The organism is Streptomyces sp. NRRL WC-3618, assembly GCF_001280005.1.
GTDB lineage: Bacteria > Actinomycetota > Actinomycetes > Streptomycetales > Streptomycetaceae > Streptomyces.
Genome location: NZ_LGDW01000489.1, coordinates 57,692 through 73,157 on the forward strand (window position 1 = coordinate 57,692; position 15,466 = coordinate 73,157).

9 protein-coding genes are annotated in these 15,466 nt (G+C 69.9%); 5 read left to right on the plus strand and 4 right to left on the minus strand.

Annotated features, from left to right (window positions below; translation table 11 throughout):
- Positions 1-120 precede the first annotated feature (120 nt).
- Positions 121-1,095, plus strand: a complete 975-nt coding sequence (locus ADL01_RS39135; protein WP_053746850.1) for an ROK family protein — start codon at positions 121-123, stop codon at positions 1,093-1,095.
- A gap of 183 nt (positions 1,096-1,278) precedes the next feature.
- The gene (locus ADL01_RS39140) at positions 1,279-3,927 is read left to right on the plus strand and encodes an ATP-binding SpoIIE family protein phosphatase (protein ID WP_053746851.1); all 2,649 of its coding nucleotides are present in this window, start codon (positions 1,279-1,281) and stop codon (positions 3,925-3,927) included.
- Between the two features lie 115 nt (positions 3,928-4,042).
- Here ADL01_RS39140 and ADL01_RS39145 read toward each other — a convergent pair whose 3' ends face one another.
- Genes ADL01_RS39145 through ADL01_RS39155 form a run of 3 tightly spaced genes read right to left on the minus strand, consistent with a single transcriptional unit; the run spans position 4,043 to position 7,268 of the window.
- A complete protein-coding gene (locus ADL01_RS39145) occupies positions 4,043-4,915 on the minus strand; it encodes a carbohydrate ABC transporter permease (RefSeq protein ID WP_053746852.1) in 873 nt (290 codons plus the stop codon).
- Entirely contained in the window at positions 4,912-5,886 is a 975-nt protein-coding gene (locus ADL01_RS39150; protein WP_234354954.1) for a carbohydrate ABC transporter permease, read from the minus strand. The genes ADL01_RS39145 and ADL01_RS39150 overlap by 4 nt, the downstream gene beginning before the upstream one ends.
- Positions 5,887-5,903: 17 nt before the next feature.
- Complete coding sequence (locus tag ADL01_RS39155; RefSeq protein ID WP_234354955.1) at positions 5,904-7,268, minus strand: sugar ABC transporter substrate-binding protein; 1,365 nt, start codon at positions 7,266-7,268, stop codon at positions 5,904-5,906.
- A gap of 168 nt (positions 7,269-7,436) precedes the next feature.
- On the opposite strand from ADL01_RS39155, the gene ADL01_RS39160 reads away from it, so the two are divergent.
- A complete protein-coding gene (locus ADL01_RS39160) occupies positions 7,437-8,765 on the plus strand; it encodes a hypothetical protein (protein ID WP_053746853.1) in 1,329 nt (442 codons plus the stop codon).
- Between the two features lie 175 nt (positions 8,766-8,940).
- Positions 8,941-9,771: an AfsR/SARP family transcriptional regulator gene (locus ADL01_RS39165; RefSeq protein ID WP_159049752.1), complete on the plus strand. Its 831-nt coding sequence runs from the start codon at positions 8,941-8,943 to the stop codon at positions 9,769-9,771.
- 91 nt (positions 9,772-9,862) lie between these two features.
- On the opposite strand, the gene ADL01_RS45115 is transcribed toward ADL01_RS39165, so the two are convergent.
- The gene (locus tag ADL01_RS45115; protein WP_159049753.1) at positions 9,863-10,477 is read right to left on the minus strand and encodes a hypothetical protein; all 615 of its coding nucleotides are present in this window, start codon (positions 10,475-10,477) and stop codon (positions 9,863-9,865) included.
- A 544-nt stretch (positions 10,478-11,021) separates the two neighbouring features.
- Between ADL01_RS45115 and ADL01_RS39175 the strand changes: the two genes are divergently transcribed.
- Positions 11,022-15,401 (plus strand): LamG-like jellyroll fold domain-containing protein, encoded by a 4,380-nt coding sequence (locus ADL01_RS39175; protein ID WP_078961038.1) that lies wholly within the window; start codon positions 11,022-11,024, stop codon positions 15,399-15,401.
- The last annotated feature ends 65 nt before the right edge of the window (positions 15,402-15,466 follow it).

Here is a 15,466-nt window from a genome sequence, read left to right on the forward strand (position 1 = left end):
ATTAACCCATATGGTGGGTAATGATAAAAAGATCCGGGGCTGGTGGCCGCCACAGCCTTGCCGTCCGAGGCCGGTCCGCCGACGGTGAGGCGCCGGTGGGGGCAGAGAGGGGAGCCCGTCGTGAAGCGCTTGCTCGGCGTCGAGATGGGTGTCGACGAGTTGAGGTGGGCGCTGATCGTGGGGGACTCGGTCGAAGCGAAGGGCAGCGCCGGAACCCCTCGGGCGGGGCTGCTGCACGCCATCGACGCCGTGGCCCGGACGGCCCGGGAACACCGTGCGGACCGGCTCGGAGTGGCGGTCCCCGGGGATCTGAACCGCGAGAGCGGGCTCGTCGGAGCGGGCAGTATGAACCTTGTCGGTCCCTGGGCCGGATACCCGCTGCGGGACGAGCTGGCGTACCGGGTCGGATGCCCGACGGAGATTCTCAACGACGCGCGCGCGTTCGGGCACGGCGAGCTCGTGCTGGGCGCGGCGAAGGGTCTGGAGAACGTCATTTTCATCATGCTGCACAGGGGCGGCGTGGGCGGTGCCTACGCGTTCCAGGGGCGGATCCTGGCGAGTGCGGACGACCGCGTCGGCGAGTTCGGCCACATCACCGTGGAGCCCGACGGCGCCCACTGTCCGGGCTGCGGTGGCCGGGGATGCCTGGAGACCTTCGCCAGCGGCCAGGCCATCGTCCGCCGGTTCCGGGCCCGCTCCAGCTGGAGTCCGTCCGGGGTGGCCGCGGTGACCGAGGCCGCCGAGGACGGCGACCGTACCGCCGTGGACGTGCTCACGGAGAGCGGACGTGCTGTGGGCATCGTGCTGAACAGCCTGGCCGCCGCCTTTCCCACCCAGGCGGCGGTGGTGGGCGGCGACATCGCGTCCGCCGCGCTGCCCTGGATGTCGGACGTGATCAGGGCCAGGCTCGCCGAACGTCCGGCCTCCACTCTGCAGCCGGACCTCCTGCCCGCCTCGCTCGGCGTCTGGGCGCCGGCGCTCGGGGCCGCTCTGACCGTCGCCGTCCCGAACGACTCGGCGCGCGACGCGGTCGAGGAGGCGGTCCAGGGGAACCCGGTCGAGGAGGCGGTCCAGGGGAAAGTGAGCGAAGGGTGAGTCCTGGGCCGCGCCGTCGGCCGCCGCCCGCCGGGAAGCGGGGCGACACGACCGGCGTCATCCGAAGATGTGTGCTTCCCCGCGGCGACCCGGGCCGGAAGGGCGGGCGCCGGGACGAATCGGTTCCGCGTGCGGAACACCGTCGAGCACCGTCGCACATACCCGGCGGCGAGGTGAGTGACCATGCATCCGACCCATGACGCTCCCCAGGGCGGGGGCGAGGGTCTCGCCGACCTGACGGCCGCCGTGGCCGCCGTCGACGCGAACGGCCTCCTCACGGCATGGAGCCCCGGCGCCCGGCAGCTGCTCGGTTACGCGCCCTCCGACGTGATCGGCCGGCCGGCGTCCCGGCTGCTGGCCGGGGACCCGCCGGTGGCCGCCCTGCGGCAGGCGGCCGCGTCCCGCAGCTGGAGCGGCACGGTCGCGCTGCGCCACCAGGACGGCCACCGTCTGGAGGCGGACCTGCGGGCCTGGCCGGCGCTGGACGCCGACGGGCGGTCCCAGTGGTTCCTGGTCCACTCGCCCTCGGCGCGCACAGAGGGCGCGTACGGCGACCCCCGGCTGAGCGCGTACGGCGATCCGCGCCTCGTGGAGTGGGCCTTCGCGCTGTCCCCGCTCACCTTGGCGATCTACGACGTCGACGGACGGATCCTGCGGATGAACGCCGCGACACGCGGCCTGCTCGGCCTCGCGGAGGACAACGGGGAACACGGGGAAGAAGACAGGGAAGGTGAGGAAAACGAGGAAGACGCGGTGGTCGGGCAGGTCATCGAGGACCTGTACCGGGAGGCCCTGGCGCAGGGCGTCCCCTCCGCCCCGATCTTCTCCGAACATGTGACCGAGACGATGCGTCGAGTGGCCCGTACGGGTCAGGGGATCCGTTACGAGGTCTCCGCTCCGACGCCCGACTCCCCGGAACCGACCTGGTGGGCCTTCACCATGTCGCCCGTGGCGGATCGGACCGGCAGGGTGCACGGAGTGTTCACCGCCGGATGCGACATCACCGAGCAGTACGTGGCGCGGCGGCGCCTGGCCGTGCTCAACGACGCGAGCGCCCGGATCGGAACCACCCTGGACGTGACGCGTACGGCGGACGAACTGGCCGACGTGGCCGTTCCCCGGGTCGCCGACTTCGTCAGCGTCGATCTGCTCGACTCCGTGTTGCACGGCGGCGAGCCGCCTTCCGGCCCGGTCGAGGGGACCGTCGCCCTGCGCCGGGTCGCGCACCGGTCCACGACCCCCGGCGCGCCCGAGGCCGCGGTCGCGCTGGGAGCGGTGGACACCTACCCGGGCTACTCGCCGCCCGCTCGCTGCCTGGCCTCGGGCCGCCCCGTCCTGGCTGTGCGGGGCGACGACGACTTCGACCGGTGGGTCCGGGGGCACCCGACCAGGGCGGCCCGGGTACGCGACTACGGCGTCCGCGCGGTGATGGCGATACCGGTGCGGGCCCGGGGCACCACGCTAGGCGTAGCGGTCTTCGTGCGCGGGCGCCCCGAGCCCTTCACACCGGACGACCTGGTGCTGGCCGGTGAGATGGTGGCCAGGGCGGCGGTCTGCGTCGACAACGCCCGCCGCTACACCCGGGAGCGCTCCACCGTCCTCACCCTGCAACACAGCCTGCTCCCGGGGCAGCTGCCGCGACTGGAGGCCGTGGAGGTCGCCACCCGCTATCTGCCCGGCCGGTCCCAGGCGGGCCTGGGCGGCGACTGGTTCGACGTGATCCCGCTGTCCGGCGCCCGGGTCGCGCTGGTGGTCGGCGATGTCGTCGGCCACGGTATCCACGCGTCGGCGGCCATGGGACGGCTGCGTATCGCGGTGCGGACCCTCGCCGACGTCGATCTGGCCCCCGACGAGCTCCTCACCCACCTGGACGACCTGGTCGTCCGCCTGGCCGCCGAGCGCGTCAGCACCAAGGGCGACGCCCGCGAGGAGACGGCCACGCCCGCTGGGGCGGCCGACGACGGTGACGAGTGGGCCGGCCTCGACGAGTGGGGCCCCGAGGAGCGGGCCGCTCTCCACGAGATCGTCGGGGCCGTCGAGTCCACGGACCTCGCGGAAGCCGTCGGGGAGATGGCCGCCACGTGCCTGTACGCGGTGTACGACCCGGTCTCCCGCCACTGCACCGTGGCCCGCGCCGGCGGTCCGGTGCCCGTGCTCGTCCGGAGCGACGGCACCGTCGAACTGCTCGACTTCCCGGCGGGCCCCACGCTCGGTGTCGGTGGCCTGCCCTTCGAGGCGACCGAGCTGGAGGTGCCCGAAGGCAGCCTGCTCGCCTTCTACACCGACGGCCTGATCGACGCCCGGGCCGGCAACCTCGACGAGCTGTGCCGTGTCCTGTCCGATCACCACACGCAGTCGTTGGAGCGTCACTGCGACACGGTTCTCGAGCGACTGCTCCCCGCCGTCCCCACCGACGATGTCGCCCTGCTCATCGCGCGTACGCACTCTCTCGGTGACGACCGGGTCGCCACCTGGGACCTGGACCAGGACCCCTCCGTCGTCGCCATCGCCCGCAAGCGCGTGTCCGACCAGCTGGCCGTCTGGGGGCTGGAGGACCTCACGTTCGTCACGGAACTGGTGGTCAGCGAGCTGGTGACCAATGCCATCCGGCACGCCGAGGCCCCCATCGGGCTACGGCTGATCCTGAACCGGTCACTGATCTGCGAAGTCGCCGACGGCAGCAGCGGCGCACCGCACCCACGCCGGGCCCGGATCTTCGACGAGGGGGGCCGCGGCCTGCTCCTCGTCGCCCAGCTCACCGATCGCTGGGGGACCCGCCAGACACCGACCGGCAAGATCATCTGGGCCGAGCATTCCCTCCCCGGGACCTGATCGCCGGGGCCCCGCTGACCCCAGTACGCCTACTGAACCCCGTACGCCCGCTGAACCCCGTACACCCCCGTACACCCGCTCACCCCCGTACGCCCGCTCACCCCCGTACGCCCGCTCACCCCCGTACGACGGAACTCGCCACGCCCTGCACGAACCAGCGCTGGAAGACCGTGAACATCACCAGCACCGGGGCGACCAGCAGGACTCCGAAGGCCAGGATCTGGCCCCAGTCCGGGGGCTCCTGGCTCTGGAAGACGCTCATCTCCAGCGGCAGCGGCCGGACGGAGGGGTCGGAGATCATGAGCACCGGCCAGAGGAAGGAACCCCACTGGATCAGGAAGGTCAGGACCGCCACGGAGGCGAAGACGGGCCTGGACATGGGGATGACGATCGAGAAGAGGGTGCGCCACGCTCCCGCGCCGTCGATCCGGGCCGCTTCCTCGACGCTGCGGGGGATCCCGCCGAAGAACGTGCGGAACTGGTAGATCGAGAAGGCGTTGGCGATGAACGGCAGGGCAAGGATGTGCAGAGTGTTCCGCTCGCCGTTGAACAGGTAGAACAGCGGCACCGCCACCGACTCGAACGGCACCAGCATCAGCAGCAGTACGAGGAGGAACGCGCCGTCGCGTCCTCGCCAGCGCAGCCGGGACAGCGCGTACCCCGCCATCGAGTTGACCAGCAGCCCGCCCACGACCACCGTGGCCGCCACGGTGAGCGAGACGGCCATGAACTGCCAGAAGTAGCCGGTGCTCGGGGAGGACAGACTCTCGAACACCCCTTCGTAGTTGCGCAGCGTCAAGTGGGTGGGTACGAAGCCCGACAGCCCGTTCAGCACCTCGTCCTCGGGCTTGAAACTGCCGATGACCAGGTACAGCACCGGCAGGACGTGGAGGAGGGCGAGTACGCCCAGGGTGAGATACTCGCCGGTGCGGCGCGGTCTGCCGTACGGGCGCCCGTACCGGCTCCCGTCCCGGCGCCGGGGGCTCACGGGGCCTCGCTGTCGGCGCGTACGAAACGGCGTTGCAGGAGCGTCAGGGCGACGACGATGACGAAGAAGACCACCGTGATCGCGGAGGCCATCCCGATGTTTCCCTCGTCGAAGGCGACCGTGACGGCTTCGTACATGACGGTACGGGTGGCGTTCTCGTCGAGGCCTCCGCCGCCCTTGATCAGGATGTAGATCTGGTCGAAGACACGGAAGGCGAGTACCGACGTCAGCAGCGCGACGAAGACCAGGGTGTCGCGGATCCCCGGCAGCGTCACATGGAGGAACTGCTGCCGGCGGCCGGCCCGGTCGATCCGCGCCGCCTCGTACAGCTCCTCCGGGATCTGTTGCAGCCCCGCCAGCAGGATGACCATCTGGAAACCCACGCCCTGCCACACCGACAGCACCACGACGGACGCCATCGCGGTGGTCGGTGAGCCCAGCCAGTCGTAAGCGGTCCAGTGGCCGAAGGTGACGTACGACAGGACCGTGTTGAGCATGCCCTGGTCGGCGCGGGAGAGGATCAGCCGCCAGATGACGGCGACCAGCGCCATGGGGAAGACGACCGGCAGGAAGAACAAGGACCGGAAGACGCCGATGCCCTTCAGCCGGCGGTTGAGCAGCACGGCCAGTACGAGGGCGATGCCGGTCTGCAACGGGACGGCGGCGGCGGCGAACGCCAGGTTGTTGCGCAACGACCGCAGGAACCGGCCCGACAGGTCGGGGTCGGTGAACAGCCGCCGGTACTGCTCCAGCCCGAAGAACTCCGGGGGCCGTGGGGAGCCGAGCCGCACGTTGTAGAAGGACAGCACCACCGCGTAGCCGAAGGGCACCCCGACGAAGGCGATCAGACCGATCAGCGCGGGCGCCGACATCACGAGGCCGGCCACCCGGTCGGCGCCGCCGCGCGGACGGTTCCGGCCGCCGCCGGGCCGAGTGGTGCCGGGCCGGGTGGTGCCTCGGTGCGCCGTCACAGCCCGCCCCCACCCGCTCAGTTCAGCTTGTAGTCGTCGTTGTCGGCGTAGTCCCGGTCGATGGCGCGGGCCGCCCTGGACAGCGCGGACTTGGGGTCCGCGCCTCCGTAGATGGAGTTCACCGCGGAGCCGAACTCGCTGGTGATCACCGGGTACCCGGCGGTGACCGGCCGGGTGACGGCCACACAGGACTTGGTGATGTCCGAGTCGCCGCAGGACTTGTCGAGCTGTTCGGCGAACAGGTGGAGCGGGCCGCCGGTCTTGTAGAGCGGGCTCGTGGCGAGCACGGACTTGGTTCCGGGCGGCGCGCCGTTCGCGTCGGTCATGGCCTTCACCCGCTGGTCGCGCAGCAGGTAGTCCAGGAACGTGCCGGCCGCCTTGCCGTTCTTGGTCTGCGCGCCCATACCCCAGGCCCACGACCCCTGTCCGGTCTTGGGCCCGAGACCGAAGTCAGGCAGCGGCATGATGACGAGGTCGGAGCCGAGCGCCTTGCTGTACGCGGGGTAGAGCCAGTGGCCGACCCAGCTGAGCGCGACCCGCCTGCTCGTCATCGCGTTGCCGTCGGTGTTCGGGTCGATGTACGGCTTCCAGGACTGGAACTTCTTGAACGCCGCGACGGCGTCGGGGGTGTCCAGCACACCGGTCGCCTTGTTGTCCTGGATGAGTTTGCCGCCGGCCGACCAGAGGATGGGGGAGAAGCCGTACGTCCCCCATTCGGTGCCGAGGCCGTCGGCTTCCTGGATGTCCAGGACCTTGCCGTCGGAGTCCTTGGCGGCGAGTTTCTTCAGGGCGTTGTCGAACTCGTCGGCGGTCCAGGCCTCGGACAGGCTCTTCGGGTAGTCCACACCGGCCGAGTCCAGCAGGTTCTTGTTGCCGTACAGCCCGAGGGCCGAGTCGTACATGCCGAGCCCGTAGAGCTTCCCGTTCGCCGTGCCCTGGTTCTTGATCGCGTCGGTGGCGTTGTCGACGGTCTTGGAGGAGACGTACGAGGAGATGGGGGTGAGTTTCTGGCTGTAGACGAAGTTCGCCATGGTCGGACCGTCGAACTCCAGGACGTCCGGCAGTTCCGACGCCTGGGTGGCCGTGATGGTCTTGGTGTAGTCGTTGGCCGGGATGAGCTTCAGGGTCGCCTTGACGTCGCTCTGCGCCTTGTTGAACGACGCGACGGTGTTCTGGAGGACCTTGTCCTCACTCGCCTGGCCCTGATGCGCCCAGATGGTGATGTCGCCCTTGCCGCTGCCGCCTTCGCCCTGTGACGAGCCGCCTCCGTCCCCGCCGCACGCGGTGAGAGCCGCGACCGGCAGAACCAGTGCCGCACACAGCCTTGTGACCCGATGCCGACGTCGTCCGATCACACCGATCACACCGATCACACCGCTCACGACGAGCCTCCCGCCAACTGCCAGTAGACAGATATTTGTCAGCAAATGTCATGCTATTTGTGAGTGAGTCTCCGGCATCAGCGGGAGACACGCGCGTCGGCAGGACGGTCGATCGGCAGCACGATCGATCGACCGCACTGGTCGGCATGACGAGGACAGGAGCCGTTCATGCGCTACGCCCCGCCCGGCCTCTGTGTGAACGACTTCGCCCTGCTCTCGTACGACGGGGTCTACACGTTGCTCCACTTGCAGGGCCCCTGGACCGACCGCTTCGACCACCTGCACATGGAGACCTCGTACGGCAGAGCCGTCTCCACCGATCTGGTGGCCTGGGAGCCCGAGGGCACCGCGTTCGGCGTCGGACTGCCCGGCCGGTTCGACCAGCAGGCTGTGTGGACGATGCATCCGGTCCCGTACGGGGAGGGGCTGGCGATGTTCTACACGGGGGTCCAGGAGCTGACGGCCGGGGGCTGGCCGGTGCAGGCGGTGGGGTTGGCGGTTTCCGACCGCCGGGACGGGACCGGCTGGCGGCGCCGGGGCATCGGTCCGGTGGTACGCGCCGACCCCCGCTGGTACCGGACCGGCGAGTCCATGGGCTGGCGCGATCCGTTCGTCGTTCCCGACGACGAGGGGACCGGCTGGGTCATGGCCGTGTGCGCCAGTGACGTGTCCCTGCCCGTGGAGGTCAGCGGCTGTGTCGGCTTCGCCACGTCGCCCGACCTGACGCACTGGCAGGTGCGTCCGCCGCTGATCTCGCCCGGCGACATCGACCAGTTGGAGTGCCCGGTCCTGGAGCGGACGGAGGACGGCTGGCTGCTGCTCGGGTGCGTGGGCTACGCCAACCGTTTCGACGCCTGGTCGGCGCCCCGGCTGCGGGGGCCGTGGACGCATCTGGGCCCGGCGGGCCCGCCGGGCGCCTACGCACCACGGGTGATCGCGGCACCCGACGGCGCCCGGGTGGTGCTGCACACCACGCCCCGCCGGGTCGGTCTGCGGGACTCCGGCGAACTCTGCCGGGGCATGCTGGCCCAGCCCAAGGTGCTGACGGTCGCATCCGGCACGGCCCGACTGGAGTGGTGGCACGGTCTGGACGCCTGGCTGGAGGAGCCGACGGACCGCCCGGTCCCGCACGCGGTCGGGGACATCGACATCACCGGCTCGACCGAGGTGGTCCTGCGTACGGACAACGGCAGCCCGGCGCTCGTGGTCCACTGCGACGCCACACACGTACGGGTGACCGGCACCGGCGGAACCCCCCTCCAGGAGGCGGCGCTCACCGAGCCTGTCCGGCGGCTGCGCATCCTGACCGTCGGCGAGTACGTCGAGGTGTACGCGGACGGCGTCTTCATCCTGACCACGCTGTGCTACTCGGGCCGGCCCGTGTCCTGGACGGCGACCGTGGGCGAGCGTGTCCGCCCTGTGCCGGTGCGCCCGGTGCGCCTGCCGGTCCCACCCCGCGACGACGCGTCGGCGATCTGGCCGGGGGCGACCGCGTAACCCCGGGTGCCGTCGAGCGCTCACTGTCGCCACGGTCATGGACCGCTGAGCGGAACGGGACATGACACGTGCGTTCGGCCGCGCCACGCTTACGGACCACCACCTGACCGTTCTGACGGTTCTGGCGAACGGTGCTACGCCCGTACAAGCGTTTGAGAGCAGGGGTGTGAAGACGATGGAGACTCCGCGGCTGGAACTGCGCGTACTGGGACCGTTGGAGGCCGCCGTGCACGGTCGGCCCGTGGCTCTCGGCGGTCCCCAGCCGCAGGGCGTCCTGGCCCAGCTCGCGGCTGTCCCCGGCCGGACGGTGGGCGTGTGGGCGCTGGTGGACGAGTTGTGGGGGGCGCGCCCTCCGAAAGGCGCGCACCGGACAGTGCGTACGTATGTCTCGAGGCTGCGCGCGGCACTGCGCCACACCGGCGGTGCCGACGCGGCGACGGTGCTGGTCACCCGTCCACCGGGCTACCAGCTGCGGATGGATCCGGCGGCGGTCGACGCTGTGCGGTTCGAGCGGCTGGTGGCATCGGGCCGGCAGATGTTGGGCACACAGCCCTGGCAGGCGTTCGAGCTGCTGTCCACCGCGCTCGGGCTGTGGCGTGGCGATGCCTTCGCCGAGTTCCGCCATCTGCCCGCGATCGCCGCGAGGTCGACGCAGTTGGAGCAGCTCCGGCTGTCGGCGACGGAGACGCGGATCGAGGCCGCACTCGTACTGGGACTGGACGCCCAGGCGGCCGTAGAGCTGGAAGGGCTGGTGCGGGCCCATCCCACACGGGAGTTGCTGTGGGGACAGTTGATGATCGCGTTCTACCGCCTGGGGCGGCAGGCTGATGCCCTGGCCGCGTTCCGCGCTGCCCGCGCCCTGCTGATGGACGAACACGGGGTCGAGCCCTCGCCGGCCCTCGCCGGGGTTCATCGTCGGATCCTTCAGCATGACGCCGCCCTGAACCACGACTGGCGCGCGCCGTCACCGCGGTCGGCCCTGGACGGCCTGTCGGTCGACTGCTGACGGCGCCCTCGCGTGCGTGGGCCGTCCCGGGCGGTTGCGCGAGGTGACGGCCATGGGGGGCGCGGGAGCTGGCCCGCGCCCCGACCGACGATCAGGAGACGACGATCCGCACGAAGGCGTTCACGGAGTTCAGGCACTGGTTCCCGGTGCCGTTGTCGTGCGCGGAGTAGCTGTTGTCGGAGTAACCGTCGTCCTCGTAGCCGAGTTTGAGGCTTCCGCCCCGGCCGCCCACCACGTACTGCCGCCCGACCACGTTCAACAGCCGTTCCAGCTCGCCTGTCGCTCCCGGGATGGTGATCAGGCCGTGGTACAGGTCGTTGTCCGAGGCCGGGTCGACGTACCGCTTCCAGGTGCGTCCGTGCCCTCCGGTCTGCACACAGCCTCCCCCGCTCACCGTGACATGGTCGCCCGGGAGGAACGAGAAGTTGTACGTCGTCTCGCGCTGGGTCACCACCGGTTCGGTGATCGTGCAGACGATGGGCAGGGTGGTGCCCGAGCAGCCGGGGCTGTAGATCACGTTCGCCGCCGACCGCGCCGCCGGCACTCGACTGACGTTGCGGTTGACGGACGGGCCGGGGTGCGAGGCCTGAGCGGCGGCCACTGGTGCCGTGCCGGCGGCCGAGGCGGAGGCGTAGGGAGCCGTACTCGCCAGGGCGCCCGCGGCCAGGGCGGCCGCGGCGACGACGGTCATCACACGCTTTCTCATGCTGGATCACTCCTCGCAGATTGGGGATCTCACCGAGGTGGAAGTCCGCTCGACCTCGGCCGGCCTCAGTCTGTCGAGGGCCGTCCACAATCGGTTTGCAGCTCGTCGACACTCTGGGCCGAGCCCCGTGTATCTGCTCGGCGGGGACGTACGCCCTTCCTCGCGACGTAGAAAACCGGTCTCTGTCTCCGAGGCGCCGCACATTGAGTCAGCGGTCAGCCCAACATCCAGGTATGCGCCGCGCACTTCCGGAGATCTCCAACCGTCGCCACTTGGCCGGCCCGGCTTATTTGTCATCAAGTCGGCACTCCTATAGGTGAGTTGGCGGACCAAATTGAGACATCAATGCTGAACTGTGGCGAATTGATGGAGTAAATGTGAAGTATTTCACGACGCGACTTGGTCTGATTCGTGGATCTCGTGGATTTTGTTCACTTGTGAAGCCCTGGTTAACGGTCTGGACATGCTCGTATCTTGCGATCTGACCGTTCGATCGAACGCATCCAGGCGCAGCGCAACGGGGCTTGGCGGGGGAGCAGTTCATATGAATACGCACGGGGGGAGACGTCGGCTGCGCACAGCCGGCGTCGTGCTTTCCGCAGCCATAGTGCTGGCGGCGAGCGCAACCAACAATGCCTTGGCGGTGGCTGGCGAGCGAGCCGATGCCTCGGCCTCCACAACCGCCGAGGCCGATGGGACAGATGGGGCCGGCGCAGCAACCGGGGCCGCCGGTGACGCCGGGACGGGTGAGGACGCCACGGCACTGGCCAAAGCCGCTCAGACGGGCAAGCTCGTGGAGATCACCTCGCTTCGGGGTGAGAGCAGCGAGGTGTACGCCACCCCGGAGGGGCACCTGGAGGCGCGGGAGCATCTGCGTCCGGTGCGGACCCGGGTGGACGGCGCGTGGCGGGACATCGACACCACGTTGATCCGCGGCGCGAACGGAACGGTGGCGCCCAAGGTCACGACCGTAGGCCTGTCGTTCTCGGGCGGCGGGTTCGCCCCGCTGGTGCGGATGACGAAGAACGGCCGTGAGCTGGCTCTGTCCTGGCCGACGGAGCTGCCCGCCCCGGAGATGAACGGGAACACCGTCACCTACCCGGACGTCCTGCCCGGCGTCGATCTTCGGATGACGGCTCAGCAGGACGGCTTCACCCAGCTCTTGGTCGTCAAATCGGCGGAGGCCGCGGCGAGCCCGGAACTGGCCACCCTGCGCCTGAAGCTGGACGCCGACGGCATGCAGGTCAAGGAGACCGCCGACGGAGGCCTGGCCGCGATCGACCAGGGTGCCAAAAGCGCCGTCTTCGAGGCCCCGCGCCCCGTGATGTGGGACTCCAGCACCCAGGCGCCGGGCACCGCGACGCAGTCCGCCACCCCGCTCGCCCCGCCGGCGTCACGAGGCACCGCGAAGCGCTCGGCAGCCGCCGCCACCGAAGCCTCCGCCCCCGCCTCCGCATCCGCCGCGGCTCAGGGCGCGCCCGGCGGATCCGAGGCCGTCGCCGCGGAGTCCGCGAACGTCGCGCCGGTCGGTGTGGACGTGCCCGCCGGGCAGGACGCGCTGGTGCTGACGCCGGACAGCGGCGTGCTGAAGGGCAAGGACACGGTGTACCCCGTGTTCATCGACCCCCAGTGGTACTCCCCGAAAGCAACGGCCTGGACGATGGCCTCCAAGTACTGGGCGTCGTCGCCGCAGTACAAGTTCAACGGCGAATCGGACGCGGGCCTCGGGTACTGCAACTGGTCGTACTGCGCGCCGAACGACACCAAGCGGCTCTTCTACCGCATCCCGACCTCGAAGTTCGCCGGCCGGAGCGTGCTGCAGGCCGAGTTCGTGGTCCGCAACACGTGGTCGGCGTCCTGCTCGGACCGCAGTGTCGAGCTCTGGCGCACCAAGGACATCTCCTCCTCGACGACCTGGAACTCGCAGAACGCGGCCGGCTTCTGGATCGATCACCTCAGGACGGCGTCCTTCGCCTACGGGTTCACCGGCTGCGCGGCGAAGGACGCGGAGTTCGACGTGAAGTCCGCGGTGCAGGAGGCGGCGGCCAAGAAGTGGTCGACGATGACCTTCGGTATGAAGGCCGCGAGCGAGACCGACGGATATGCCTGGAAGCGTTTCTCGGACGATGCCTTTCTGCGCGTGCAGTACAACCGCCCGCCGCCGCAGGTCAAGATGGAGCAGCTGACCATGGAGTACGGCGGCTCGTGCAAGAAGCCCGCCAGTGCCGCGCGGGTGCGCACTCTGGGCAAGATCTACGCCAACAACGTCACCGACCCCGACGGCGACGCCGTCTCCGTCGAGTTCTGGGCGGGTTGGGACACCGGTGACGGCAAGGGCGTGGTCACCCGCTGGAAGTCCGGCCGGACAACGGCCAAGAAGTCCGGCTCGGACTTCGCGATCACCCTGCCGTCGTCCATTCCCGCCAACAAGACGGTGAACTGGATCGTCCGTTCCTACGACGGCGGGCAGTGGTCGCCGTGGTCGTCCACAGGCGACCCAACCGGCTGCTACTTCGTGTACGACACCAGCGTGCCGAAGGCCCCGACCGTCTCCTCCGTCCTCTACCCGGCCTCGAACCCCGAGGACCCCGACGACCCCTGGTACGACGGAGTGGGCCAGTACGGCTACTTCGTGATCACCGGTGCCGTCTCCGACGTGACGAAGTACTGGTACGGCGTCAACGGCGACCCGGTCTCCGCCAATGCGGTCACCACCTCGGCCGGAGCGGCCAAGACCGTGCCCGTGCTGCCGCTCAAGCCGGGTCTCAACACCTTCACGGCGCGGTCTTTCGACGCGGCCGGTAACGGCTCCGAGATCCGCACCTACCAGTTCCGTGTGAAGTCGGGGCAGTTGGAACGCGCTGACTGGTCGATGGACGAGGCGGCCGGAGCGACGCAGGCGGTGGGCAGCGCGCCCGAGGAGCCCGCGGTCACGCACGGCGGTCCGACGCCGAACGTGCCGGGCAAATTCGGTAAGGCGGTGCAGTTCGACGGCGTCGACGACTACGCCGACACCGACCTCGCGACCGTCAACACCGACGTCAGCTTCTCGGTGTCGGCGTGGGTGAAGCTGTCGGCGATGCCGTCGGAGGCGGCGGTCGTGGCTTCGCAGCGAGGCAACAAGCAGCCGGGCTTCGAGCTGTACTACTCCAAGGGCTATGACCGTTGGGTGTTCAACCAGTACAGCTCCGACACCGCTTCCGGGACTCCGGTGCGAGCCATGGCGACCGCCGCGGGCGGGGTCAAGGTCAACGAGTGGACTCATCTGGTCGGCGTCTACTCCTCGGGCGAGAAGCTGCTGAAGCTGTACGTCAACGGGACACTGGTCGGAACTACGGCGTACACCACGCCGTGGAACGGTCGGCGCGGCATGCTCATCGGCGCCAGCACCCCGGGCGGCACGCCCGCGTCGTTCTTCCCCGGGGCCATCGACGAGGTGAAGACCTTCGAGAAGCCCCTGACGGCGGCTGAGGTGTCGAGCCTCTACACCTCGAACACGAGCGGTGGCCGTCCGGCCCGGATGGTCTTCCACCTGGACGACCCCGCCGACGCGACCGAACTGAGCGCGCGGGCCGACGTGAGCCCCGCGGTCCTCAAGGGCGGCGCCGTGACGGGCGCGGCTGGCGTGGACGGCAACGCGCTGACCCTGGACGGGACCGACGACTACGCCACCACCGGCACTCCGCACGTCAACACCTCGTACAGCTTCGCCGTCTCGGCCTGGGTGAAGCTGTCGAAGACGAAGCCGACCCACGCGGCGACCGTCGCCTCGCAGATCGGCAGTGTGGTGACGGGGCCGGAGCTGTACTACTCCAGCTCCCTGGACCGCTGGGTGTTCAACCAGCACAGCGCGGACACCGCCGACTCCACGGTGGTGCGGGCCCTGCAGCCCGAGGGCACCGCCGCCTATGGAGGTGAGTGGACGCATCTGGTCGGTGTGCAGGACACCGTCGCCGACAAGCTGTCGCTGTACGTCAACGGCACCCTGGCCGGCACCACCGCCCTGCCCTCGACCTGGTACGCGGGGGGCGCGGTGCAGATCGGCGCCAGTGCGTTCGAGGGCAAGGCCACCTCGTTCTTCCCCGGCCAGATCGACGACGTACGACTGTTCGACCGGCCGGTGTCCGCCGGTGAGGTGCAGCAACTGTTCAAGCAGCGCGCACTGGTCAAGGGCCGCTGGAAGTTCGAGACGGCCACCGGCACCCCGTTGACCTCGCCCGACGCGTCGTCGGCCGGCAACGCCATGACCCTCTACAACGGTGCGCAGATCGGCTCGGGCTGGGTCGACGGTGCCGTCGCCCTCGACGGCACGAACGATTACGTCGCGGCGTCCGTGGTGCCGGTCGACACCAGCGCCAGCTTCACCGTCAGCGCCTTCGTCCAGACCGCCGCCGTCCCGACGAGCCCGGTCACCATCATGAGCGCGCCCGGGGCCAAGAAGAGCGCGTTCGCGGTGCGCTACGAACCCAGCGCCACCCCGGCCACCGATCCGGGCCGCTGGCGGATCGTCACGCCCGACTCCGACAGCGACTCCGCCCCTGTCTCCGACATCGGCAACGGCATGTTCTACAGCCCCACCGACTGGAACAACGTGGCACTCGTCTACGACGGCTTCTCGAAGGAGATCCGTCTCTACGTCAATGGCGAGCTCCAGGAGACCGCGTGCGCCGACGCCGACGACGACGGGGTGCAGGACGACACGAGCTGCACCGACACCGTCTCGTGGGCCGACGACGTACTGACGTACAAGGCGGCGAAGACCCTGCAGCTCGGCCGGGACACGACCGGTACCACGTCCGGCCAGTACTTCCCCGGTTCTCTGTCCGACGTCTGGGTTTTCCAGGGCGCGCTGACCGAGACCCAGATCGATCACCTCGCCGTCGGCATGCCGGGCGTGGAGACCACCGTCCCCAGCGGCGACTGAATCTGCCCAGCCACCGGGAACGGGCCGGCCGCCACCCGCGGTCGGCCCGTTCCCCGGCCACCTGC

What these genes read in the sequence shown, in the direction of transcription:
- ADL01_RS39140 (WP_053746851.1), top strand. Translation starts at nt 1,279, where the DNA reads ATGCATCCGACCCATGACGCTCCCCAGGGCGGGGGCGAGGGTCTCGCC.
- ADL01_RS39160 (WP_053746853.1), top strand. Translation starts at nt 7,437, where the DNA reads ATGCGCTACGCCCCGCCCGGCCTCTGTGTGAACGACTTCGCCCTGCTC.
- ADL01_RS39165 (WP_159049752.1), top strand. Translation starts at nt 8,941, where the DNA reads ATGGAGACTCCGCGGCTGGAACTGCGCGTACTGGGACCGTTGGAGGCC.
- ADL01_RS45115 (WP_159049753.1), bottom strand. Translation starts at nt 10,477, where the DNA reads ATGAGAAAGCGTGTGATGACCGTCGTCGCCGCGGCCGCCCTGGCCGCG.
- ADL01_RS39175 (WP_078961038.1), top strand. Translation starts at nt 11,022, where the DNA reads ATGAATACGCACGGGGGGAGACGTCGGCTGCGCACAGCCGGCGTCGTG.